Here is a 20123-nt window from a genome sequence, read left to right on the forward strand (position 1 = left end):
CTTCTCGCTGATGGAGGTTGGTCTCCACCCATCGTTGGATCATGCGATGGATCACGGCACGTGTCTTGTCCCGATCTCGCCCATTAATCCGTCGTTAATCATGATCTCTGTTCGCCACCGCACCGGCAGTTATACGCCTGATGAACGAGCCGCCTTGCCACCATTCAGCCATCCTGTCCGATGATGCAGTCACGAGGGGTTAACCGCCTGGGGCATAACTTGGGTCTGAACCTTCGGCGGGTCTCGCAATGAGAGCGCCCGGCAACAGAAGAATGCGGAGACAACAATGGCGTCCATCTACGGGGATGATTTCGACGACGATATCGATGGGTTCGACACTTCGGACATCATCTTCGGCTATGACGGGGATGATCTCATCTTCGGCTGGGATGGCGACGACGACATCTATGGAGGCTACGATCACGACACGATCTATGGCGGGTACGGAGACGACTACCTGATCGGTGGTGCCGGTCATGACGACCTTTACGGGGGAGCAGGCTTTGACGATCTCTATGGCGGCTCGGGCCTGGACTATCTCTCCGGCGGCACGGGCGACGACCTTCTGTCCGGCGGCACGGGTCGCGACACCCTGGTGGGTGGAACGGGTGAAGACTCCTTCGTCTTCAAGAGAGGCGACTCGGGTCTAACGACGAGCACGGCGGACACGATCACCGACTGGAACAGGTCCTTCGATTTCATCGACATGACGATCAAGGGCACCAGTAGCAACTACCGTGAGGTCGAGACGGACGCGCTGTCCATCGCAACGGCCGCTTCCGATGCCGATTATCTGTACGGCGACACCAGCGTCAGGCACGTGTTCCTGTTCAACCCTGACACCGACAAGGGCTTCCTGATCTCCGACCTCAACGCGGACGGCTACTTCGAAACAGGTGTCGTGCTCAAGAATGCCGGCCTCGCGTCCGACATGAGGTTCGACTACATCATCTGAGACCGCACTCTACCGCAACGTCAATGGCCGCACTCGCTGCGGCCATTTTTGTATGCAAGCTTGAAGATGCCAATCCCGAAAAAGCTCGGAACAAGAGAGCTTAAGGCTTCACCACCCGGTCGAGGCGGTTGTTCACGAAGAAATACAGCTCCCGTCCGCCCGGTTCGGAATAGAGCACCTGGACTTCCCGCTGGCCCTTGCCGCTCTCACCCACGAGCACGTCGGTAGCCGGCTTGCCCTTCAGGCGCACCAGATCGCATTCGGCAATGCCGGGCTCGATGGCGGTTGCCGTGCCCGCAGGCGTACCGGTGCAACGACCGTCGGGACCAAGAACGGGACCGTCGATCTGCGGACCAAGTGAGGCCACCGGCGCAGGGGCTGCAGGCGCTGCGACCGGCGGTGTGGATCGAGTGCTGTTGCACGCGGACAGGACCATGGCCACAAGGGCGACACTCGACGGAACTCTTGCACGCATTCTGATCAATCCTTTTTATCGGCCGCTCTTGCCTGCAGGGCCTCGTCGAAGAGCCGCTGCACATCGGCCTTGAAGGCCTGCCGTGACGCCTGTCGCGAATAGAACATGTGACCGCCCTCGTAAACTGTCAGTCCCACGCGCTTTTGGGGACCGAGGTCGGGTAGCTGGTTCAGCAGCAAGTGCGAGGCGTAGTAGGGAGTCACCAGATCGGTGAAGCCATGAGCAACGAGGACGCGCAGCTTGCCGTCCAAAGAGAGAGCTTGGCGCAGCTCTTCCAGGTTTTCAGGACCGTTGCGTCCGCCGCCCCAGCGCCAGGCGCCGTTGACGGATCCGTTGAGCAGGCTGTAGCGCCCATCCGCCTTGTAATTCAGGGTGTGGGTCAGGTGATGGATGATGGCGCTCGTCAGAGGCGCCGTCATGCCGTCGAGCACCGGGTCCTCGAAGCGGGAGACCTGAGCGTTCGGGTTCGGGTCGGCAGTCGCCACGTTGGTATCGTAGGCGCTGACGATCTCGGACGAGCCGCGCCGCAATTCCCTTTGGGCAGCACGCATGTCGATGCGCCCTGCCAGACGTCGGGCGACCTCGGGGCTGAGCCCGCTCAGTTCGGCAACACGCCGGCTGACGCGCTCGACCGCTTCCTTGTCCTGGAGCCCACGCATGAGGTCGACGAGGTACTCACCGGATGCATAAGCCTCCGCGTCCTTCAGCGCTTCGCGCGACACAGGACCGTTTCGTGAAAGATTCGCCGCCGCAAGCGATGGCAGAACGGCTGCATTGATCCATGGCGCGCCAGCGCCTTGGTCGAGCCAGTCGAAATCGAGCACGGGTGAGACGAGAACCAGTCCGCTGAATCCGATCCCCTGATCGCTCTGGAGCTTCTGGGCCAGCAGGGGCCCCCGGAAGCCGCCATAGCTTTCGCCGGTGAAGAATTTCGGCGACATGAGGCGGTTCTTTTCCTTGAGCCAGCGCATGACGAAAGCAGCCAACCCATCGATGTCGCCTTGGACTGAGTAGAACCGCTCCCGCACCGGATCCCCGCCGACCACACGGCTATAGCCGGTTCCGGGCGGATCGATGAAGACGAGATCGGTGAAATCGAGCCAGGTTTCGGCATTGGGCACGAGAGCCGGAGGTGCCGAGGGACTGATCGTCGGACCGTCGAGAGGCAGGAGCCACGGCCCGATAGCAAGGAGATGCAGATAGGCAGAGGACGCACCAGGGCCGCCATTCACCGCGAAAGTCACCGGCCGGGTCGCCGGGTCCGCATCGTCCCGCGTGTAGGCGACGAACCCGATCTCAGCCTGCGGCGCGCCCTGTGGATCGGCCAACGTCAGATGTCCGGCCGTTGCGGTGAAGGACATGGTCCGCCCAGGAAGTTGAAGCGTATGGCGCGTCACCGATTCCGGCGGCAGCGCCTGCGCTTCCCTGGCCTCAGGCCGGGGCCGACGCTGCTCCTGCTGCCCTTGCGGCTGCTGTTCCTGAGCCACGGCTCCGACTGGCAGAGCCAGTGACAGGAACAGGGCGGCGTAGAGAGGAAGGCGCAGCTTTCGAGTCATCGGGAGATCCTTGTGGCTGCCCTGAAACTGGAGACCCGCCCCCCGGCGGCAAGCACCGCCACGATGAAGTCTTCGTGTTCCGGCGCTCATACAGAAGAACCTCCTCACGCCTTCCGCTGCCAGCGGCCGCTCTCGTCCTGCTTCCAATAGGTTGCGTCGTGGCCGCCCTCCTTCACCGCCCGCCACTGGTCGCGGGCGAAGGCGAGAGCCTGGATGTCGTTGCCGTCGAACAGGATTGCCAGGCGCTGGTAGGCGGCCATGTCCTCCGGCAGGTCGGCGCCTTCCACCAGGAAGCGGATGGAGGCACCATTGGGATTGGCGCCTGACAGGGTGATGAGGATCGGCTGATCCGCCGCATGGGCCTCGCGGTCCGTTCCGTGCGGCAGGAAACTCTCGTCCGTGAAGGTCCACAGGTGATCGTCGAGGGCGGACATGCGCTCCTCGGTCGTCACCTGCACCACCGCGCGCCACCCGCGCTCCAGGGTCTTCTGCAGGAGCGTGGGCAGCACGGCCTCGAGAGGCTGATGCTGGAGATGATAGAAAAGGACCTCGGTCATGATACTCCTGTCATCCCGGGCGGAGCGAGGCGAAGATCCTGGATCGTCATCAGGATCAAGCACCCTTCGCATCAAGCGATCCCGGGTTCTGCTGCGCAGCCCCAGGATGACGCTTTGGAGACTCAAGCCTCGTAATGATCGCGCACGAGGCGATCGAGAAGGCGCACGCCCCAGCCCGAGGCCCAGCCCTTGTTGATCTCGTTCTGCGGCGAGCCCATGGCGGTGCCGGCGATATCGAGATGCGCCCAGGGCACATCGTTGACGAAGCGCTGGAGCAGCGCCGCCGCGGTGCTCGACCCGCCGAAGCGTCCGGCCGAGTTCTTCATGTCGGCGAACTTGGATTCGATCATCTTGTCGAATTCCGGCCCCAGCGGCATGCGCCAGACGCGCTCGCCGGTCGCTTTGCCGGCAACGGTCAGGCGATCGGCCAACTCGTCATTGTTCGAGAACAGGCCGGCATATTCCTGGGCCAGAGCCACCATGATGGCGCCCGTGAGGGTTGCGAGGTCGATCATGAACTTGGGCTTGAACCTGTCCTGGACGTACCAGAGCACGTCGGCCAGCACGAGGCGGCCCTCCGCATCCGTGTTGATGATCTCGATGGTCTGGCCCGACATGGTGGTGACGATATCGCCGGGCCGCTGGGCGTTGCCGTCGGGCATATTCTCCACAAGACCAATGGCGCCGACCACGTTGGCCTTCGCCTTGCGGCTCGCCAGGGCATGCATGAGGCCGACCACGCATGCAGCACCCGCCATGTCGCCCTTCATGTCCTCCATGCCGGCGCCCGGCTTGATCGAGATGCCGCCGGTGTCGAAGACCACGCCCTTGCCCACAAAGGCGATGGGCTTGTCGTTCGCCTTGCCGCCGTTCCAGCGCATGATGGCCACCCGGCCACCCCGCACCGAGCCCTGCGCCACGCCGAGCAGCGCCCCCATGCCGAGCTTCTTCATGGCCTTGTCGTCGAGGATCTCGACCTCAACACCGAGCTTGGTCAGGGCCTGGGCGCGGGCGGCGAATTCCTGCGGCCCCAGAACGTTCGGCGGCTCGTTGACAAGATCTCGGGCGATGATGACGCCCTGCTGGATTCCCTCGCGGGTCTTGTAGGCCTTCCTGACCGCAGCGGGATCCGCCACGCTGAAGACCAGCCGCCCGCCGCTCTTGCCGTTGTCCTCGTCCTTCTTCTTGGTCTTGTAGCGGTCGAAGCTGTAGCGGCGCAGCTGGACGCCGAGGGCGATATCCGCCACAGCGTCAGGGGTGACCTCGGTCTCGGGCAGGTCCAGGACCACGGTCGCCAGCTTGCCGTTCACCTTACCGGCGATCAGGCCGCCCAACTGGGCGAAGTCCACATCGCTCCGGTCCTTCTCGCCCCCTAGGCCGATCACGATCAACCTGTCGACGGAGAGGCCCGTGGGGACCACAATCGACATGGCGGACTTGGCCTTGCCCTTGAAGCTCTCGGCTGCGGCCGCCTTGGCGATCAGATCGACAGCCTTCGGCCCGAGCTGCTTGGCCACTGTCGCGGAAGGCTTGAGATTCTCTCCAACGAAGACGATGAGGTCGCCGGATTCGACCTTGCCGTGGGCCTGAAAGTCGATCTTGAAGCTGTCGGCCATGAAATCCTCTTTGTTCTGGTGCATTTCCGGTCTTGGGGCCGGCTGCGACGCTGATGCGCGATGGTAACGGGTGGGACATATATCATATTGCAGGCTTGGGAACGGGGAAGCTGCCGTGAAATCGGCGCAATCCCAGGCTGTTGAAAACGGCCATCTTGCCTGAGATCTTGTGACACGATACCCAGGGCGCAACCGCCCGGGGGCGAAGGGCCTTATGACACTTCTCGAACGCTACATCCTGAAAATCACATTCAGCGCCTTCGCCGCCTGCCTGCTCGCCCTGACGGGGGTGATCTGGATCACCCAGGCTCTGCGGGAACTCGACCTGCTGACTGGCAAGGGTCAGACCCTTCTGATCTTTCTGACCGTGACCGGGCTCTCGCTGCCGGCCCTGATCAGCGTCATTGCCCCCGTGGCCCTGTTCCTGGCCACCGTCTACACGCTGAACAAGCTGAACGGCGACTCCGAGCTGATTGTCATGAGCGCCGGGGGCATGCCCCCGGGACGGCTGCTGCGGCCCTTCCTGGCGCTGTCGGCTTTTGTCTGCCTCATTGTCGGGATCATCTCGATCCACATCATGCCCGCGAGCTTTCAGGAGATGCGCCAGCTGTTCACGAAGATCCGGGCCGACTTCGTGGGCACTATGGCCAAGGAGGGCCAGTTCATCAGCCTGGAGAACGGCATCACCTTCCATTACCGGGAGCGCCAGGGGGATTCCCTGCTCGGAATCTTCATGGAAGATCTCCGGGAGAAAAACAAAGCCGTCGTCTATCTGGCCGAGCGGGGCCAGACCGCCGAGCAGAATGGAACGTCCTACCTCGTGCTTCAGAAGGGAAGCGTTCAGCGCAAGGAGCCGAACAGCCGCGATTCCTCCATTGTCGCCTTCGAGCGCTATGCCGTCGATCTGTCAGCCTTCAACAGGGAGGGCGGAGAGGTCGTCTACAAACCGCGCGAGCGAAGCACCCTCCAGCTCCTGTTCCCCGACAAGAGCGAACCCCTCTATCAGGAGCAGTCAGGGCGCTTCCGGGCCGAATTGCATGAGCGCCTGTCCTCCTGGCTCTACCCGCTCGCCATGATGATGATCGCCTTCGCGGCTCTCGGCGAATCCCGGACGACCCGCCAAGGCCGTGGCATGGCAATCGCCAGCGCGGTGGTGGCGATCGTCCTGATGCGGATCCTCGGCTTTGCCGCTTCGAGCGGCGTCGCCCGGACCTCGGCCGCGGTGATTGCAATCTATGCCGTGCCGCTGGCAAGCATCCTGATCAGCCTGCTGCTGATCCTGAAGGGACCTGCCATGCGGTCGGCTCAGGCCAAGATCCTAAGAATGTTCAACAATCTCCTGCCGACGCGCGCTCCCGCGACCCAGAAAGCCTGACCATGCTCATCGGCAGAACCCTAGGCTTCTATTTCTCGCGGCAGTTTCTCAAGACCATCTTTCTGGTCTTCGCGACGGTCTTCACCCTGGTTTATACCCTGGATTTCGTGGAGCTCATGCGCCGGGCCGGTGACGCCCCGAGTGCGACGGCGGGCGTGATCGCCCAGCTGGCCCTGTTCCGCACCCCGGCCATCGCCGAGCAGGTGATGCCCTTTGCGGTGTTGTTCGGCAGTATGGCGGCCCTCCTGCAGCTCAGCCGCAAGCTGGAGCTGGTGGTGGCCCGCGCAGCCGGAATCTCCGCCTGGCAGTTTCTTCAGCCGGGGCTCCTCATCGCCGTGCTGATCGGCGCGCTCTCCGTCACCGTCTACAACCCGCTCTCAGCCGTCCTCAAGCAGCGTGCTTCCACCCTGGAAACGAGCATCTTCTCCAGGAATGTCCAAACCCGGGAAAAGCCGATCTGGCTTCGTCAGAGAAGCCAGGACGGCCAAGCCATTTTCCGCGCGAACGGCTCGGCGACGAACGCTGCGACCCTTTATGACGTCACGGTTTATGCCTTCGACCACGATGGCACATTCAGCCATCGGATCGAGGCCCCGGAGGCGAACCTGCATGAGGGCTTCTGGGAGTTGAAGGAAGCCAGAGTTCTGTCCGCAACCGAGGAGCCGCAATCTCACGATCGTTACCTGATCGCCTCAACCCTGCAGCCCTCGGAGGTTCGACAGAGCTTCATCGATCCGGATGCAGTCCCGTTCTGGGACCTGAAGGCGACGATTGCCCGGTTGGAGCAGGCGGATATCAACGCGACGACCTACCGCCTTCATTATGACCTGCTTCTGGCCCGCCCCCTTCTCTTCATCGCCATGGTCTTCGTTGCCGCATCCGTCTCGTTAAGATTCTTTCGATTTGGCGGTGTAGCCATGATGGTTCTGGGTGGCGTCGCAGCCGGGTTCATGCTTTATGTCGCCACTGAGCTTATGGCGGAGCTTGGAGCCTCCGGAATCATCAGTTCCCTGGTTGCGGCTTGGTTCCCTGCCGTAGTAGGCACTCTTTTGGGGACCTTGGCCTTATTGTACCAAGAGGACGGCTGACCGTTCTCAATAAGAAGTATTGCGAAGGAGTGGGGATGCGGCGGCTCAAGACAACGATCGCAATGTCTGCGATCGCAGCGGCACTGGTTTATGCCGCTGGGTCAATGCCTGCGCTTGCCCAAGCCACGCTGAACGAGGCCATTGGCGCCCGCGCCCGATCGGGGTCCGGGGAGGACCGCCTCCTCGTTGACGCTAAGGAAATCGTCTACGACAACGACCGGAACACAATCGCGGCCTCCGGCGATGTGCAGATGAACTACCAGGGTCGGACGCTCCAGGCCGACCGGGTCACCTATGACCGGAACACCGGCCGCGTCTTTGCCGAAGGCAATGCCCGCTTGACGGAGGCCAACGGCACCGTCGCTACGGGTGACCGCTTCGAGCTCACCGATGACTTCAAGAACGGCTTCATCGATTCCTTGAGAGTGGTTCAGACCACCGTGGAACAAGGCCGTCCCCTGACGACCCGATTCTCTGCCCCCCGGGCCGAGCGTGCGGAAGGCGAGACCACAACTTTTGAACGCGGTACCTATACGGCCTGCGAGCCGTGCAAGGACAATCCTGAACGCCCCCCGCTCTGGCAGGTGAAGGCCGCGAAGATCATCCACAACAACAGCGAGCGGACGATCTATTACGAGGATGCCACCCTCGAGCTTCTCGGCATCCCGGTCGCCTACCTGCCCTATTTCTGGACGCCCGATCCGACCGTGAAGCGCAAGACGGGCTTCCTCGCGCCGCGTTATGTCTACTCTAATACCCTGGGCTATGGCGGCTCGATCCCGTTCTTCTGGGCCATTGCTCCCAATTATGACCTGACGATCAGCCCGACCATTCTGAGCCGTCAGGGCCTTCTCGGGCTGGTTGAGTGGCGTCACCGCCTGGAGACCGGCGCCTACAATATCCGCGCGGCCGGCATCAACCAGCTGGATCCTGAGGCTTTCCTTCTCTCTCCATATGGAGCAGGCGACCGCGATTTTCGTGGCTCCCTTGAGTCATCGGGCGAGTTCTTCATCAACCAGAACTGGCGCTGGGGCTGGGACATTGCCCTTGTGTCCGACAAATGGTTTCTCACGAACTATCGCATCCGCAGCGAGAGCCTGAGCAGCTATTACGTCAAGGAATCGATCTCGACCGTCTATCTCCAGGGCCAGGGAGATCGCTCGTTCTTCGATGCGCGGGGCTACTATTTCAAGACCCTCTCCACCTACGACTGGCAGAAGCAGCAGCCGGTCGTGGCGCCGGTGATCGACTACAACAAGCGCTTTACGCCTTCGACCATCGGCGGCGAGTTCGCACTTGATGTGAACGTCACCAGCCTGTCCCGCGAGGCTGCCCAGTTCGATCCGCTGTCACCTGGCAATACCACCTATTTCGGCATCGCCCGGACCTGCACCGTATTCGATCCGAGTTCATGCCTCGTTCGCGGCATCAGCGGCTCGGCATCCAGAGCGTCCGTTACAGCCTCCTGGCGGCGCGAGTTCATCGACCCCATCGGTCAGGTCTGGACCCCGTTCGCCTACCTGCGGGCCGATAACTTCTGGATCGCCCCTGACTTCAACGGGTACCAGAACCCGGAGCTGGCCAACTTCACCGACGCGGACGATGATTATCTCTTCCGCGCCATGCCGGCGGTCGGTCTCGAATATCGTTATCCCTTCATCGCCAGCCTGGGCACATCAGGACAGCAGATTCTGGAGCCGATCGCCCAGATCGTTGCTCGCCCGAACGAAACCCGGATCGGCAGCCTTCCCAACGAGGATGCCCAGAGCCTTGTGTTCGACGACACGTCGCTCTTCGACTGGGACAAGTTTTCCGGCTACGATCGCGTCGAGGGCGGCGTACGCGCCAATGTCGGCTTGCAGTACACCGTTACTGGCGCAGATAACTTCTATGCCAACGTGCTGTTCGGACAATCCTATCAGGTTGCGGGACGCAACTCGTTCCGGCAGGGCGATCTGGCCAATGTGGGCCTGGATTCGGGTCTTGATTCGCGAGCATCCGACTATGTCGGCCGCTTCCAGATCTCTCCGAATGCCAATTTCGCCTTCGTCTCGCGCGGACGCTTCGATCAGGAAGATTTCAGCCTGAACCGGTTCGAAGCCGGCATCCGGGCGAACTTCAATCCCTATCTGCCGGTTTCGACCTCGCTGACCTATGCCCGCTATGCGGCTCAGCCCGCCATCGGCTACCCGACCCGCCGCGAGGGCCTGCTGGCCTCCGCCCGCTGGGACATGACGCCGAACTGGTTCGTGACAGGCTCGATCCTGCTCGATCTCGATCGCTACTTGACGGCCCGCGAGGCCTTCCCGGTAGCCACTCCAGAGAACGCCACTACTGTGGCCGGCATGTCCCTGGGATTGGGCTATATCGACGAGTGCACCACCTTCTCGGTGAGCTACAGCATCACCCCGCGCGACATCACCCTGTCCTCGGGCGAGAAGGAGCAGAACCATACGATCGCTTTCAGCCTCGAGCTCCGCTCCCTCGGCGAGGTGGGCTACACCCAGAGGCTCGGCGGTTCCGCTGATGAGTGATGGTGAAAGACGCAGGTGACAGCCTTGAACCAGCCCTCACTCCTGCTGACGCAGGGTGACCCCGCCGGGATCGGGCCGGAACTGGCCCTCAAGGCCTGGATGCTGCGAAAAGAACAGGCTCTGCCCCCCTTCGCGGTGTTGAGCGACCCCGCATTTCTTGAACGCCTTGCGCAGAACCAGGGCTGGGACGTTCCGATCAGGACCGTCGAAACGGCGCAGATCCCGGGTACATTTTCAAAGTCTCTTCCGGTTATCCCCTTGAGCGGTCCGGTCTCGGCGCAGGCGGGTCAGCCGGCTGCGGGCGCTGCGGCATCGGTGGTCGAGTCCATCGAGACCGCCGTCCGATTGGTCCAGGATGGAGCCGCTTCGGCGCTCGTCACCAACCCCATCGCCAAGCACGTGCTCTACGAGGCCGGGTTCCGGCATCCAGGCCATACGGAGTTTCTCGCTGCTCTTGCGTCGAAAGGTGGCGGAGAAACCTATCATCCCGTGATGATGCTCTGGAGCGAGCAGCTGGCGGTGGTGCCTGTGACCGTGCACATCCCCCTTGCGGACGTTCCCGCCGCTCTCACCACGGAGCTGATCGTGCGGACCGGGCGGATCGTCGCTCGGGAACTGCGGAAGCGGTTCGGCATCGCGAAGCCGAGGCTGGCGCTTGCGGGCCTCAACCCTCACGCCGGCGAGAACGGAGCTATGGGAACGGAGGAGGCCAACGTCATCGTCCCGGCCATCGACATCCTGCGCGCGGAGGGCATCGAGATGGCAGGCCCCCTGCCCGCCGACACCATGTTCCATGCCCGCGCCCGCAGCCGCTACGATGCGGCGCTTGCCATGTATCACGATCAGGCTCTCATCCCGATCAAGACCATCGCGTTCGATGAAGCGGTCAACGTGACCCTCGGGCTTCCTTTCGTGCGCACCTCCCCGGATCACGGTACGGCCTTCGACATCGCGGGCAAGGGCATTGCTAGGCCCGACAGCCTCATCGCCGCCATCAAGCTTGCTGCCCGTCTGGGAGCCTCATGAGCCAGATCGATGACCTCCCCCCCTTGCGCGAGGTGGTCCGCACCCATGGGCTCATGGCCAAGAAGTCGCTTGGCCAGAACTTCCTGTTCGACCTCAATCTGACAAGCCGCATAGCCCGCTCCGCCGGACCGCTGGAGGAAGCTACAATCATCGAGGTCGGCCCCGGCCCCGGCGGCCTGACCCGGGCGATCCTTGCGGCCGGCGCCAAGAAGGTCGTGGCCATCGAACGCGACACCCGCTGCCTGCCAGCGCTGGCCGAGATCGCGGACCATTATCCGGGCCGGCTGGAGGTGGTCGAAGCCGATGCCCTGGAATTCGACCCGCGCCCATTGGTCGGTGAAGGCCTCGTGCGGATCATCGCCAACCTTCCCTACAATGTCGGTACGGCCCTTCTCACCGGATGGCTGACCGTCGAGGCCTGGCCGCCCTGGTGGGCCTCGCTTACGCTTATGTTCCAGCGAGAGGTCGCCGAGCGCATCGTGGCTGACGAGAGCGACCCGAAGAACTATGGCCGCCTCGGCGTTCTCTGCGGCTGGCGCACGGAGTCACGCATCCTCTTCGATGTGCCCCCCTCGGCCTTCGTGCCGCCGCCGAAGATCACGTCGAGCATCGTCCATCTCACGCCACGGGCGAACCCTCTGCCCTGCCGCCTCGAAGCGCTGGAGGCGGTGGCGCGCGCCGCTTTCGGCCAGCGCCGCAAGATGCTGCGCCAGAGCCTTAAATCCCTTACGCCGGATCCGGCCGAGATCATCCGGGCGGCCGGGCTCGAGGAGACGATCCGGGCCGAGAACATCCCGGTTGAGGGCTATGTGGCGCTGGCCAATGCCCTGGACGCCATGCGAGGCACTCGGGCGTAACCTCAATCCGACGCTCGCCTCATCCCTGGCATGGCCTATATGCAGCCGCTCGGCAGGAGTGGCGCGGGTCCTTCATGGGACCTTAACCGCACCTCTCCATGATCGCATCAGGCAGGTGGCCTCATACAGCCGCCAGAGGAGGAAGCGGGCATGACGCAGCCGCGCAAGAGGATCGGGCTTCTGTTCGGGGGACGCTCTGCGGAGCATGAGGTCTCGCAGATGTCGGCAGCCAATGTTCTGCGCGCCCTCGACCCGGATCGGTACGACATTGTCCTGATCGGCATCGGCCGGGACGGACGCTGGCTTCTCTGCGACAGTGGCAATGGCGGCGGGCGCGGCGTCCGATCGTTGGAGATTCCGGAGGGTGCTCCGCAGGTTGCTCCGCTTCCGGGAGGTGCCGGCGAGCTTCTCGTCATGAACGGCAATGCCGCTCCTGCTTCGATCCGTCTCGATGCTGTCGTGCCCGTGCTCCACGGACCCAATGGGGAGGACGGGACGGTTCAAGGGTTCCTGCAGCTGGCCGGTGTGCCTTATGTCGGTTCGGGCGTGCTGGGCTCGGCTGCCGCCATGGACAAGGACGTGGCAAAGCGCCTGTTGCGCGACAGGGGCCTGCCGGTGGTTCCCTTTCTTACCCTGACGCCACGCACCCGGGTCGATTACCGGTCAGCCGCTGATACGCTCGGGACATCGAACCTCTTCGTCAAGCCCGCCAATATGGGCTCGTCCGTTGGCGTATCCCGCGCCTTCTCTGCTGAGGAGTTTGGTAGGGCCTGCGATCATGCCTTCCGCTATGACAGCAAGGTGCTCGTAGAGAGCAGCGTCACGGGCGCACGGGAAGTTGAGTGCTCTGTGCTCGAGAACGCTGCCGGCGAGATCAAGGCATCCCCGCTGGGCGAAATTCTGCCCGCCGACAACCACGGCTTCTACAGCTACGACGCCAAGTATATCGATGCGGACGGCGCGATGATGCGCATTCCGGCCGAACTGCCTTCGAAACTGACACAGCGCATCCAGGAGCTTGCAATCGCGACCTTCCAGGCCTTGGGTTGCGAAGGCTTAGCCCGCGTCGACTTCTTCGTTGATCCCAAGAACGAGGAAAATGTTTTCATCAACGAGGCAAACACCCTGCCGGGTTTCACGGCGATCAGCATGTACCCGAAGCTCTGGGAGGCCGGTGGCCTGCCGCAGAGCGAGTTGATGGAAGTGCTGATCGGGCATGCCATTGCCCGCCATGAGCGTCGAAACCAGCTGGCGCTCGTGTAACCGGAGATTCAGTCGAGCTTCTCCGAGAGCAGTCCTTCGACGAAATCGGAGAGGCCGACGAGGCGATCGCGCTTGAGACGCTCGGCGGTCTGAATGGCCTTCAGGCTCTGGAAGGACTTGCCCAGGTCCTCGTTGACGATCACGTAATCGTACTCGACCCAGCGCTCCATCTCGACCCGGGCGTTGGCGAGACGCTTGGCGATGACATCGGGCGCATCTTCCGCCCGACGCTCCAGGCGCGCCTTGAGTTCCTTGAAGCTCGGAGGCAGGACGAACACGGTCACCACATCGTCGGGCAGCTTCTGGCGCACCTGGCGGGTGCCCTGGTAGTCGATGTCGAAGACCATGTCCTGGCCGGATGCCAGCGTTCTCTCCACGGGCTTGCGCGGGGTGCCGTAGAAATTGCCGTGCACCTCCGCCCATTCGAGGAGTTCGTCGCGATCACGCATCGCCTTGAACTCTTCCACATCGATGAAATGATAGTGCTTGCCTTCGATCTCGGACGGGCGCTTAGGCCGCGTGGTCACGGAGATCGACAGGGCGCCCGCCCGCTCTTCCACGAGGCTGCGGGTAAGCGTGGTCTTGCCGGCACCGGATGGCGACGACAGGATGAGAATCAGGCCACGACGGCCGACCGGCGATTTCGGATCTTGGCTCACCGCATCACTCCACGTTCTGAACCTGCTCGCGGAATTGCTCGATTACGGCCTTCAGTTCAAGGCCGATCCGCGACAGGGAGACATCATTGGCTTTCGCACACAGGGTGTTCGCCTCGCGCCCGAATTCCTGTGCCAGGAAGTCAAGCCGACGGCCGACCGGACCGCCCTCCTCCAACAGGCCCCGCGCGGCGTCCACATGGGCACGCAGGCGATCGAGCTCTTCACGGATATCCGCGCGGGCTGCGATCATCACCGCCTCCTGATGGAGGCGCGTCGGGTCGAGGGTGTGCTTTCCCTCGAACAGTTCTGCGATCTGAGCCTCCAGCCGGGCGCGGATCGCCTCCGGCTGGCGGGCAGGCGCAGCCTCGGCCTCGTCGACGAGCCGTGAGATCAGATCCAGCTGCTGCCCAAGGACGGCGGAGAGCGCCTGCCCCTCCTTCAGCCGAGCCAACTTGAGCGCATCGATCAGCGCCCCGACACCGGCTCTCAACGCGGATGCAAGCTCCTGATCCTGCCCAGGATCATCGGCATCGTCGTCGAGTTCCACCACGCCGCGCACGGCGAGAAGACCGTCGAGGGAAGCGGGCTTCACGGTCTCCGGAAGCGACAGGTTACCGAGGGCGGTCAGCAGCGATTGCAGCACGTCCTGATTGACGCGCAGCTTCGGAGCCGACGACGCCTTCCTCAAGGACAGATTCAGCTGGCCCTGGCCGCGGGTGAGCGCCTTGAGGATCTGCCCGCGGGCCTCCTCGCCCATGGCATCGAGGCCCGACGGTGCCCGAACACGCACCTCGAGCCCACGACCATTCACGGTCTTGAGTTCCCAAGCCCATTGATAGGCACCGGTAACGCCAGCCTCGCGGGCAAAGCCGGTCATGCTCGCAACGGACATGCGTGAAACCTCGAAAACGGAATGAAAAATCGGCGCGACCATAATGCGCGCCGATCGAAGAGTCGATTGCAGGATTGGGGATTATCCGGTCGCTCAGGGCTGCCGGAGAGCGGGAACGTTCTTCGGATTGTTCAGGTCGAAATTCTTGTTCTTGAGCGGGTCCCGGTCGGTTCCCTCGCTGGCATCGAAGCCGCGCCCGAGACGACCGCCAGCCGGTAGAGCATTTGCGGTACCGCGCAGCGCCGGTGCGGTGCCGGGCGGCAGACTGGTCTGCTCGCCATCGGGCGCAACGCGATCCACCTCGGTGGCCTCAGGTGTCGGGCGGGACTTCTCGATCTGCCGCCAGCGGGTCACGTTGCGCTGATGCTGCTCGTAGGTCTCGGCGAAGGCATGGCCGCCGGATCCATCGGCCACGAAGTAGAGGTCCTTGGTCCTGGACGGGTTGGCCACGGCTTCGAGCGCAGCGCGGCCCGGATTGGCGATTGGTCCGGGCGGCAGCCCTTCGACCACATAGGTGTTGTAGGGCGTCGCCGCCTCGATCTCGCTGCGCAGGATGCCACGTCCCAGGGTGCCTTTTCCGCCCACGAGTCCATAGACGATGGTGGGGTCGGACTGGAGTTTCATACGTTTCATGAGGCGGTTGATGAAGACGCCGGCCACCCGCGTGCGCTCGTCGGCGCGACCCGTCTCCTTCTCCACGATGGAAGCCAGGATCACGAGTTCCTGCGGCGACTTGATCGGCAGTTCGGGCGAGCGGCGTTGCCAGATCTGCTCAATGGCCTGACGCTGGGCCGCCTGCATGGTGCTGATGATCTGCTGACGCGTGGTGCCGCGCTCGAACTTGTAGGTATCGGGCAGAAGCGAGCCTTCGCGCGGGGTTTCGGTGACGTCGCCGGTGAGGATCTCATGCTCGTAGAGGCGAGCCAGAATCTGCTCGCTGGTGAGCCCCTCAGGAACCGTGACGGTGTGCAGAATGGCCCGGCCCTGAATCAGGGTGTCGATGGCGTCCTCGATGCTGGTTCCGGCTTTGAACTGGAACTCGCCGGCCTTGAGCTGCCCACGCTGGCGGTTCATGTAGGCATAGGCCTGGAACAGCAGGGGCTGCTCGATCACGCCTTCCTGCTTGAGGATCTGGGCAATCTCACCCGTGCCGGTGTTGCGGGGGATCACCACGACCTTGTCGCTCTGCAGCGGCCCGTTCGACGTCACGGCCTGCTGCAGCATGGAGAAGCCGAAGATGCCGGCGATCGCCACGGCCACGAGCAGCGTCAGCAGTCCGCTGAGCAGGGAGAGCATGCCCCTGCGGCGGCGGCGGAGCCTCGGCGGCGGCGGCGGAGCCATCGAGGGCTTGATGGCCTCGCTGGGGGACCGGGGCGCCAGACGGGGCTGGGACGATCCATTCTCGGAATCGTCCAGAGGGAGAAGGATCTTTTTCTTTCGTCCGAACATTAAGCCGCTTTTCTGGTATCGGCCGGCGGTCCTGCCGGTCCGCCGACACCCTAGCCGGGATTATGGCGAAAAGCCGTAACGGCCCGCCGCCCGCGTCAGGATACGCGACGAAGAATGAGCGAAGCGTTAGTTCCGCCGAAGCCGAAGGAATTCGACAGGGCCACATTGACCTCCTTGCGCTTGGCCTGCTTGGGCACGAGATCGATGGCCGTCTCCACGGACGGATTGTCGAGGTTGATGGTCGGCGGGACGATGCCGTCGCGGATGGCCAGGATCGAGAAGATCGCCTCGACGGCACCGGCGGCGCCGAGCAGGTGCCCGATCGCCGACTTGGTCGACGACATGGAAAGCTTGCCGGCGGCATTGCCCATGATCCGCTCGACGGCCTTCAGCTCCAGCTCGTCGCCGAGCGGCGTCGAGGTGCCGTGGGCGTTGACGTAGTCAATCTCGGACACGTCGATAGCGGCGCGCTTCAGGGCCGCGGCCATGCAGCGATAGGCGCCGTCCCCGTCCTCGGACGGCGAGGTGATGTGATAGGCATCCCCTGACAGGCCATAGCCGATGACCTCGGCATAGATCTTGGCGCCGCGGGCCTTGGCGTGCTCGTATTCTTCCAGCACCACCACGCCGGCGCCCTCGCCCATGACGAAGCCGTCACGGTCCTTGTCGTAGGGGCGGGAGGCCTTCTCTGGCGTGTCGTTATAGCCCGTGGAGAGGGCCCGGCAGGCGGCAAAGCCCGCGATGGAGAGGCGATTGACCGGGGATTCCGTGCCGCCGGCCACCATCACGTCCGCATCGCCGAGCGCGATTAGCCGAGCTGCGTCACCGATGGCATGAGAACCGGTAGAGCAGGCGGTCACGACGGCGTGGTTCGGGCCCTTCAGGCCGTGCTCGATGGACACGTAACCGCCGGCGAGGTTGATCAGGCGGCCGGGAATGAAGAAGGGCGAGATCCGGCGCGGGCCGCGCTCGATGAGGGTGGCGGAAGCCTCATAGATGCCGCCGATGCCGCCGATGCCGGACCCGATCAGCACACCCGTGGCGCACTGCTCCTCATAGGTCTTGGGTTGCCAGCCGGAATCACGAAGAGCCTGGGTCGAAGCTGCCATTGCATATACGATGAAGGGATCAACTTTGCGCTGCTCCTTGGGCTCCATCCACTCGTCGGCGTTGAAGGTGCCGTTGGTGCCGTCGCCGCGCGGAATCTGGCAGGCGATCTGGCAGGCCAGGTCATCGACCTGAAAATCCGTAATCTTGCCGGCGCCGCTCTGCCCCTCGACGAGGCGGGACCATGTGGCGTCGACCCCGCTGCCCAGCGGAGTGACCATGCCAAGACCTGTAACAACTACGCGGCGCATGAATTCCTGCCCTATCGATTGATAAAATTCGGGCGTCGGATGAGTCACCCGACGCCCGCCCAGTTTTTAGGCTGCGTTCTTCTCGAGGAAGCGGACAGCGTCGCCGACCGTCACGATGGTCTCAGCCGCGTCGTCCGGGATCTCGACGTTGAACTCTTCCTCGAACGCCATCACCAGCTCGACCGTATCAAGGCTGTCGGCGCCCAGGTCGTCGATGAAGTTCGCGTTCTCGACCACCTTGTCGGCTTCGACGCCGAGGTGCTCGACAACAATCTTCTTCACGCGATCAGCGACGTCACTCATCGTTTTTTCCTCAGTGGCTGCCGCCTCAGGATTGGGCGGATTCAAGAAATCAAATTAGATCAGCTGCTCAGCTGACAACGCTGAAACGGCTACCCTGCGCCGTGCAAAGCCGCATTTTTAAGCGCCGGTCAACCCCTTTGACCTGATCGGGATCATGCTTAACACAAGCTTATCCAGTCTGGCGAGAGGTGAACGGCACCTGCAAACAGATTCCGGAAACGGCGATAAGTTCCTTTAGAACATAGCCATTCCGCCATTCACGTGCAGGGTCTGACCCGTCACGTAGGCGGCTTCGCTCGATGCGAGATAAACGACCGAGGAGGCGATCTCATCGCCCTGACCCAGGCGCCCCATGGGGATCGTGCCCAGGATTCCCTCACGCTGCTTCTCGTTGAGCACATCGGTCATGGGCGACTCGATAAAGCCCGGAGCGACGCAATTGACCGTGATGTTGCGGCTGGCCACCTCGGCGGCGAGAGCCTTGGTCATGCCGATCAGGCCGGCCTTGGAGGCGGCATAATTCCCCTGCCCCGGATTGCCCGTGGAGCCCACTACGGAGCCGATATTGACGATGCGGCCGTAGCGGCGGCGCATCATGTTCTTCACGGCAGCCCGGGAGAGACGGAAGGAGGCGGTGAGGTTCACGGCGATCACCGTGTCCCATTCCTCGTCCTTCATGCGCATGAAGAGGTTATCCTTGGTGACCCCCGCGTTGTTGACCAGGATGTCGAGCCCTTCCATGGCGGCCTCGGCGGCCGGGACGAGAGCCTCGACCGAGTCCTTGTCGGCCAGGTTGGCCTCGACCACATGGACCCGCTCGCCCAACGACGAGGCAAGCTCATCCAGGGCGGCGCGCCGGGTGCCGGAGAGAGTGACGGTCGCGCCCTGGGCATGGAGGGCACGGGCGATGGCGCCGCCGATTCCGCCCGTGGCGCCGGTGACGAGAGCCTTGCGGCCGGTGAGATCGAACATGCGGGGTTCCTCTTATCCGTTCAGAGACGCCTTGAAGGCGGCAACATCCTCAGGGGTTCCGATGGCGGCGCCGGACGCGCCGGACGCGATGCGCTTCACGAGCCCGGTCAGCACCTTGCCGGAACCAACCTCATAGAAGGAGTTGACGCCCTGGGAAGCCATATAGGCCACGCTCTCGCGCCAGCGCACGGTGCCGGTGACCTGACGGACCAGGGCATCGCGGATCGCCGCTGGATCGGTGATGGGGGCAGCCTCCACATTGGCCACGACCGGAACGACGGGAGCGTTCACGGTCACCCGGTCCAGGGCCTCGCGCATGGCATCGGCCGCCGGCTGCATGAGGGCGCAATGGAAGGGGGCGGACACGGCCAGCATCACGGCGCGCTTGGCCCCCTTGGTCTGGGCAATGGCCACGGCCCGCTCGACGGCGCTCTTATGGCCGGACACCACCACCTGGGCGCCGCCATTATCGTTGGCCGCATCGCAGACCTCGCCCTGGGCCGCCTCACGGGCCACCTCAAGGGCTGCGTCGTATTCAAGGCCAAGAAGCGCCGCCATAGCGCCCTGCCCTACGGGAACGGCATTCTGCATGGCGTTACCGCGGATCCTGAGAAGCCGGGCCGTATCGGAAATGGACAGGCTGCCGGCGGCGGCAAGCGCCGAATACTCGCCGAGCGAATGGCCGGCCACGAAGGCGGCATGCTGCTTCAGGTCGAGACCGGCCTCGGCCTCCAAAACGCGGATCGCCGCCAGGCTTACCGCCATCAAGGCCGGCTGGGTATTGGCCGTGAGGGTCAGCTCCTCGGCCGGCCCCTCCCACATCAGGGTGGAGAGCTTCTGGGACAGGGCCTCATCCACCTCGTTGAAGACAGCCTTGGCTTGCGGGAAGGCCTCGGCCAGGGCCTTGCCCATTCCGACCGTCTGGCTTCCCTGTCCAGGAAAAATGAATGCGCGCGTCATCAGGAACGGAACCCTCAGTTCAACGAATCCGCGCGGGACTCGCACCCGGAGAGCATGGAGTCAAGGCGAAGGGCGCGCTGCCCCGCACTTGACCTGTGATCAGATCAGGCGCCGCCACCCCGTCAGCATCTGCCGGTTCACGGGAGGCCGCTGCAGGCTCAGATGCCTTAAGCCGGCATCCAAGGCATGGCCGAGACTTAGCAGAAAGGAACTCAAGGTGCTCACAAC

General features: G+C 63.4%; 18 protein-coding genes. 7 read left to right on the top strand and 11 right to left on the bottom strand.

Annotation, left to right across the window (positions count from 1 at the left end; translation table 11 throughout):
• The first annotated feature begins 286 nt into the window (after positions 1 to 286).
• Positions 287 to 955 (top strand): calcium-binding protein, encoded by a 669-nt coding sequence (locus FHR70_RS07105; protein WP_183448592.1) that lies wholly within the window; start codon positions 287 to 289, stop codon positions 953 to 955.
• A gap of 100 nt (positions 956 to 1055) precedes the next feature.
• On the opposite strand, the gene FHR70_RS07110 is transcribed toward FHR70_RS07105, so the two are convergent.
• From FHR70_RS07110 to FHR70_RS07125, 4 genes are all read right to left on the bottom strand, one after another.
• On the bottom strand, positions 1056 to 1430 hold the full coding sequence (locus FHR70_RS07110; RefSeq protein WP_183448594.1) for a hypothetical protein: 375 nt from the start codon (positions 1428 to 1430) through the stop codon (positions 1056 to 1058).
• A gap of 5 nt (positions 1431 to 1435) precedes the next feature.
• A complete protein-coding gene (locus FHR70_RS07115; protein WP_183448596.1) occupies positions 1436 to 2986 on the bottom strand; it encodes a S10 family peptidase in 1551 nt (516 codons plus the stop codon).
• A gap of 104 nt (positions 2987 to 3090) precedes the next feature.
• Positions 3091 to 3543: a DNA polymerase III subunit chi gene (locus FHR70_RS07120; RefSeq protein ID WP_183448598.1), complete on the bottom strand. Its 453-nt coding sequence runs from the start codon at positions 3541 to 3543 to the stop codon at positions 3091 to 3093.
• Positions 3544 to 3665: 122 nt separating this feature from the next.
• Complete coding sequence (locus FHR70_RS07125; protein WP_183448600.1) at positions 3666 to 5159, bottom strand: leucyl aminopeptidase; 1494 nt, start codon at positions 5157 to 5159, stop codon at positions 3666 to 3668.
• 214 nt (positions 5160 to 5373) lie between these two features.
• Between FHR70_RS07125 and lptF the strand changes: the two genes are divergently transcribed.
• From lptF to FHR70_RS07155, 6 genes are all read left to right on the top strand, one after another.
• Entirely contained in the window at positions 5374 to 6534 is a 1161-nt protein-coding gene (gene lptF / locus FHR70_RS07130) for an LPS export ABC transporter permease LptF (protein ID WP_183448602.1), read from the top strand.
• Positions 6535 to 6536: 2 nt separating this feature from the next.
• Entirely contained in the window at positions 6537 to 7622 is a 1086-nt protein-coding gene (gene lptG, locus FHR70_RS07135) for an LPS export ABC transporter permease LptG (protein WP_183448604.1), read from the top strand.
• A gap of 62 nt (positions 7623 to 7684) precedes the next feature.
• Positions 7685 to 10156 carry an LPS-assembly protein LptD gene (locus FHR70_RS07140; RefSeq protein ID WP_246407935.1) on the top strand — a complete coding sequence of 824 codons (2472 nt, stop codon included), beginning with the start codon at positions 7685 to 7687 and terminating at the stop codon, positions 10154 to 10156.
• A 24-nt stretch (positions 10157 to 10180) separates the two neighbouring features.
• Positions 10181 to 11182, top strand: coding sequence for a 4-hydroxythreonine-4-phosphate dehydrogenase PdxA (gene pdxA / locus FHR70_RS07145; RefSeq protein WP_210277540.1), 1002 nt, complete (start codon positions 10181 to 10183; stop codon positions 11180 to 11182).
• The gene (gene rsmA, locus FHR70_RS07150; RefSeq protein WP_183448610.1) at positions 11179 to 12039 is read left to right on the top strand and encodes a 16S rRNA (adenine(1518)-N(6)/adenine(1519)-N(6))-dimethyltransferase RsmA; all 861 of its coding nucleotides are present in this window, start codon (positions 11179 to 11181) and stop codon (positions 12037 to 12039) included. The genes pdxA and rsmA overlap by 4 nt, the downstream gene beginning before the upstream one ends.
• Positions 12040 to 12189: 150 nt before the next feature.
• Entirely contained in the window at positions 12190 to 13302 is a 1113-nt protein-coding gene (locus tag FHR70_RS07155) for a D-alanine--D-alanine ligase family protein (protein ID WP_183448612.1), read from the top strand.
• Between the two features lie 8 nt (positions 13303 to 13310).
• Here the strand turns inward: FHR70_RS07155 and gmk are convergent, their stop codons facing one another.
• The 7 genes from gmk to fabD all read right to left on the bottom strand — a co-directional run bounded on the left by gmk (position 13311) and on the right by fabD (position 19895).
• Positions 13311 to 13961 (bottom strand): guanylate kinase, encoded by a 651-nt coding sequence (gmk, locus tag FHR70_RS07160; RefSeq protein ID WP_183448615.1) that lies wholly within the window; start codon positions 13959 to 13961, stop codon positions 13311 to 13313.
• A 4-nt stretch (positions 13962 to 13965) separates the two neighbouring features.
• Entirely contained in the window at positions 13966 to 14853 is an 888-nt protein-coding gene (locus FHR70_RS07165; protein WP_183448616.1) for a YicC/YloC family endoribonuclease, read from the bottom strand.
• Positions 14854 to 14946: 93 nt separating this feature from the next.
• Entirely contained in the window at positions 14947 to 16302 is a 1356-nt protein-coding gene (gene mltG / locus FHR70_RS07170) for an endolytic transglycosylase MltG (RefSeq protein ID WP_183448618.1), read from the bottom strand.
• A 95-nt stretch (positions 16303 to 16397) separates the two neighbouring features.
• Entirely contained in the window at positions 16398 to 17660 is a 1263-nt protein-coding gene (gene fabF, locus FHR70_RS07175) for a beta-ketoacyl-ACP synthase II (protein WP_183448620.1), read from the bottom strand.
• 66 nt (positions 17661 to 17726) lie between these two features.
• Entirely contained in the window at positions 17727 to 17963 is a 237-nt protein-coding gene (locus tag FHR70_RS07180; protein WP_036347903.1) for an acyl carrier protein, read from the bottom strand.
• A 234-nt stretch (positions 17964 to 18197) separates the two neighbouring features.
• Entirely contained in the window at positions 18198 to 18935 is a 738-nt protein-coding gene (gene fabG / locus FHR70_RS07185) for a 3-oxoacyl-[acyl-carrier-protein] reductase (protein WP_183448622.1), read from the bottom strand.
• 12 nt (positions 18936 to 18947) lie between these two features.
• Complete coding sequence (gene fabD / locus FHR70_RS07190; RefSeq protein ID WP_183448624.1) at positions 18948 to 19895, bottom strand: ACP S-malonyltransferase; 948 nt, start codon at positions 19893 to 19895, stop codon at positions 18948 to 18950.
• Between the last annotated feature and the right edge of the window lie 228 nt (positions 19896 to 20123).

Source organism: Microvirga lupini (assembly GCF_014191055.1).
Taxonomy (GTDB): domain Bacteria; phylum Pseudomonadota; class Alphaproteobacteria; order Rhizobiales; family Beijerinckiaceae; genus Microvirga; species Microvirga lupini_A.

What these genes read in the sequence shown, in the direction of transcription:
- lptF (WP_183448602.1), top strand. Translation starts at nt 5,374, where the DNA reads ATGACACTTCTCGAACGCTACATCCTGAAAATCACATTCAGCGCCTTC.
- FHR70_RS07180 (WP_036347903.1), bottom strand. Translation starts at nt 17,963, where the DNA reads ATGAGTGACGTCGCTGATCGCGTGAAGAAGATTGTTGTCGAGCACCTC.
- FHR70_RS07165 (WP_183448616.1), bottom strand. Translation starts at nt 14,853, where the DNA reads ATGTCCGTTGCGAGCATGACCGGCTTTGCCCGCGAGGCTGGCGTTACC.
- FHR70_RS07105 (WP_183448592.1), top strand. Translation starts at nt 287, where the DNA reads ATGGCGTCCATCTACGGGGATGATTTCGACGACGATATCGATGGGTTC.
- FHR70_RS07140 (WP_246407935.1), top strand. Translation starts at nt 7,685, where the DNA reads ATGTCTGCGATCGCAGCGGCACTGGTTTATGCCGCTGGGTCAATGCCT.
- fabD (WP_183448624.1), bottom strand. Translation starts at nt 19,895, where the DNA reads ATGACGCGCGCATTCATTTTTCCTGGACAGGGAAGCCAGACGGTCGGA.
- FHR70_RS07120 (WP_183448598.1), bottom strand. Translation starts at nt 3,543, where the DNA reads ATGACCGAGGTCCTTTTCTATCATCTCCAGCATCAGCCTCTCGAGGCC.
- FHR70_RS07110 (WP_183448594.1), bottom strand. Translation starts at nt 1,430, where the DNA reads ATGCGTGCAAGAGTTCCGTCGAGTGTCGCCCTTGTGGCCATGGTCCTG.
- lptG (WP_183448604.1), top strand. Translation starts at nt 6,537, where the DNA reads ATGCTCATCGGCAGAACCCTAGGCTTCTATTTCTCGCGGCAGTTTCTC.
- fabF (WP_183448620.1), bottom strand. Translation starts at nt 17,660, where the DNA reads ATGCGCCGCGTAGTTGTTACAGGTCTTGGCATGGTCACTCCGCTGGGC.
- fabG (WP_183448622.1), bottom strand. Translation starts at nt 18,935, where the DNA reads ATGTTCGATCTCACCGGCCGCAAGGCTCTCGTCACCGGCGCCACGGGC.
- FHR70_RS07125 (WP_183448600.1), bottom strand. Translation starts at nt 5,159, where the DNA reads ATGGCCGACAGCTTCAAGATCGACTTTCAGGCCCACGGCAAGGTCGAA.
- mltG (WP_183448618.1), bottom strand. Translation starts at nt 16,302, where the DNA reads ATGTTCGGACGAAAGAAAAAGATCCTTCTCCCTCTGGACGATTCCGAG.
- rsmA (WP_183448610.1), top strand. Translation starts at nt 11,179, where the DNA reads ATGAGCCAGATCGATGACCTCCCCCCCTTGCGCGAGGTGGTCCGCACC.
- FHR70_RS07115 (WP_183448596.1), bottom strand. Translation starts at nt 2,986, where the DNA reads ATGACTCGAAAGCTGCGCCTTCCTCTCTACGCCGCCCTGTTCCTGTCA.
- FHR70_RS07155 (WP_183448612.1), top strand. Translation starts at nt 12,190, where the DNA reads ATGACGCAGCCGCGCAAGAGGATCGGGCTTCTGTTCGGGGGACGCTCT.